At 58.6% G+C, this 3,105-nt stretch carries 3 protein-coding genes; all 3 read left to right on the top strand.

The features are described 5' to 3' along the window. Positions 1-934: hypothetical protein (locus CVT63_08155; protein PKQ27410.1), on the top strand; the 934-nt coding region annotated here is incomplete at its 5' end. Positions 935-973: 39 nt separating this feature from the next. Further along, the gene (locus CVT63_08150) at positions 974-1,936 is read left to right on the top strand and encodes an exopolysaccharide biosynthesis protein (GenBank protein ID PKQ27411.1); all 963 of its coding nucleotides are present in this window, start codon (positions 974-976) and stop codon (positions 1,934-1,936) included. Continuing rightward, positions 1,890-3,038, top strand: a complete 1,149-nt coding sequence (locus CVT63_08145; GenBank protein ID PKQ27409.1) for a glycosyl transferase — start codon at positions 1,890-1,892, stop codon at positions 3,036-3,038. Before CVT63_08150 ends, CVT63_08145 begins: the two co-directional genes overlap by 47 nt. Positions 3,039-3,105: the final 67 nt, after the last annotated feature.

Genomic DNA, 3,105 nt, shown 5'->3' with positions numbered 1-3,105 from the left:
GGCGACACAAGGCTATTTTTATGCCCTCAGCCAGCTGCAGGCCAAGCTGCATTTCTTCAACCTGATGCGCTTTGTGCTGGTGGCCGGCAACCTCATTTTGTTATTGGGTTTGCTGGCGTTTTATGAGGAAGTCGATTTCCGCAAGATTCTGCTGACGCAGACCATCGTCAGCGCTGTGCTGACCATCATGGGTATGGTCTGGGCCAGGCAGAACCGGGTGTGGGAGGGCGCAGACCACAGGAAACAGCCGGTCAGCTGGAAAAGCATGTTGCGTTATGGCGTCAGCCATCATGGCACCGTGGTGCTGGGCCTGCTGCTGGTGAATTTCGACAAGGTCGCGCTGCTGAATATCGGCACCATCATCGAATACGGCTTTTATGCCCTGGCCTTTACCACCTCACGCCTGATCGGCGCCCTGCAGGAGGCGGTGTCTACGGCCCTTTATTCGCGCTTTGCCGGCAAGGATGTCGACGAGCTTTCCCACCATGTGCGCGTGGCATTCCGCCTGACTTTTGTGCCCATGCTGACACTCGCTGCCTTTGGCGCATTGTTGTCGCCCTGGCTGATCGTCTGGGTCTACGGCGATTCGTTTGCGCCGACCGTGATCCCGTTCGCGGTGCTGTTGTTCGAGTGCGTGATCGCCGGGGCCAGCTGGACCTTGGCGCAGCGTTTCAATGCCGGCGGCCGGCCCGGCCTGGTGTTCATGCGGCAGTTCATTTCGGTGTTGCCGGTCTTCATGGCCCTGCCGTTCCTGCCCACAGAAAACATCCATGTCTACCTTAGCCTGCTGATGCTGGCCGGTGCGGTGCTCAGGCTGTCGGTCACGATGGCCATCTACCCGCTGGTGCTGAAAGAAACGGTGCCAGATGTATTGCCGACCATGGAAGACTGCAAAGCCGTATTCCGGTTTCTGACCAGGCGCAGTTTCGGTTGAGGAACATAGATGAAAACCATGAGAAGCCAAGTGAATGAGATGAATAGCCCTATTCAGCAACACGCCTTCCTGATGAACACCCTGGCCGGCGAGCATGAGATCCTGCTCGGCCTGCTGCGCGGGCGGCCGTTTCATTATGTCGATATCCCGGTGCACGGCAATATCGGGGATTTGCTCATCATGCACGGCACGCTGGCGTTTTTCCGCAAGCATGGCCTGCGTCCCCGTATCACCGCGCCGGCTTTTGCCTATGACCCCGGCTGGATACGCGATGACGACGTGATCGTGTTCCATGGCGGCGGCAATTTCGGCGACCTTTATTCTGCCTATGGTATGCAACCCTTGCGTGAGCAAGTGGTGGCCAGCCGGCCGCAAAACACCATCATCGTGCTGCCGCAGTCCATACACTTTTCGTCCGATGCCGAAAGAAAGCGTTCTGCCACCATCTTCCGCCAGCATCCGGATGTGCACATCTGCGTGCGGGATTTCAATTCGTACAAGATTGCCAGCGATTTCACCGACCACGTCTATCTGCTGCCCGACATGGCGCATCAGCTCTATCGCATCAGCGCCGACCCGCAACTCCCGGCCCAAGGCGCACTGCGCATCAGCCGCACCGATGATGAAAAAAACGCACTGATGGCAGATGCGGAGCTGGAGGTGCTGGCGACGACGGACTGGCCGCAGCTGGTCGGCGACGGCGAGAAGTCTATCGAGCGTTTCCGCAAAACCATGCGTATCGCGCACAAGGCCGGGCTGAGCCATGCCGGCAATCGCTTGCTGACCGATTCCTGGGTGCGCTATTCGGCCAAGCTGGTGGACAAGGCCATCGAACTGTTTGGCTGTCATGAGCATATTTTCACCGACCGACTGCACGGACACATTCTGGCCTGCCTCATGGATAAACCCAACACCGTCATCGATAACAGCTACGGCAAGAACTCGACCTACGTCAATGCCTGGACGGTGCCCAGCGAGCTGGTATCACAGCAGCGAATCTGAACTTCGATTAACAGGAAAAACCATGGCGACATTTGACGTATTGCTCCCGGTCAAGAATGGCATCGACTATCTGGCCGAATCCATAGAAAGCATCTGCCAGCAGACCTATCGCGACTGGCGCCTGCTGGTGCTCGATCACGGTTCCGACGACGGCAGTTATGAACTGGCCGAAGCCTATGCCAAACGCGACCCGCGTATCGTCGTACACCGTTTGCCCTGGGCCAATGGGCTCGCCGGGCTGCTGAATGCCGGGCTCGATTTGTGCGATTGCAAATATGTCATGCGGCAGGACGCCGATGATGTCTCCTTGCCGCACCGCATGCAGATGCTGGCCAATGCGCTGGATGACGATGACGAACTGGTGCTGGTCGGCTCGCTGGGTGATGTGATCGACGCCTCCGGCCGCAAGATCGGCATGCTCGATATGCCTACCGGGCAATACGGCGTCCTCATCAGCACGCCGTTCCGCACGCCGGTGGCGCACCCGACTGTGGCGATGCGCTTCGATGCGATTCAGCGGCTGGGTGCGCGTTACGGTGTCGATTTCATCGGCGCGATGCCCGAAGACAAACGCATCCAGGTGCCGGGCCTGGCGGAGGATTATTTCCTCTTCGGCCAGCTGGCGCTGGTGGCGCATTGCACGAACATCGGGCAAAGCCTGATCAAGTATCGCTGGCATGGCGCTAACGTAGGCGCCACAAAATATGTAGACCAGACCCAGGTGGCGCTCAACATCTCGCGCTACCTGACCGAGTCGCTGTCCATCATGCTCGGCATCAACAGCTTTGATCCGGCGCCGTTCTGCAACCACGGCGTCAACCTGATCAATTTCAACGACCGGCTGGATTTCACCGAGGAATACCGGGAAATGCGCCAGATGCTGACCCGTGCCATGCCGCACAGTGCCGAGCTGCACCGTGAGTTGTCCTACCGCAAGGTGATCGCCAACCGCTCGAAGCCGGTCATGGCTGCAAGGTATTTCGCCCATAGCCAGAGATTCGGCGTACACCATGTGGAATGGCGCACGGTCAGGTCGTGGCTGATCAACGGCCTGAAGAAGCAGCCGATACTGACGCTGACTCCCTCGGGGCTGACCGCCTGATGTTGGCAAGATTCCAGCAACGTTACATGGAGAACCTGAAGACCGCTGCAGGCGGCCTGTTCCTGCT

The organism is Candidatus Anoxymicrobium japonicum, from assembly GCA_002843005.1.
Taxonomy (GTDB): Bacteria; Actinomycetota; Geothermincolia; order Fen-727; family Anoxymicrobiaceae; genus Anoxymicrobium; species Anoxymicrobium japonicum.
This window is presented reverse-complemented; position numbering and strand designations above follow the sequence as displayed.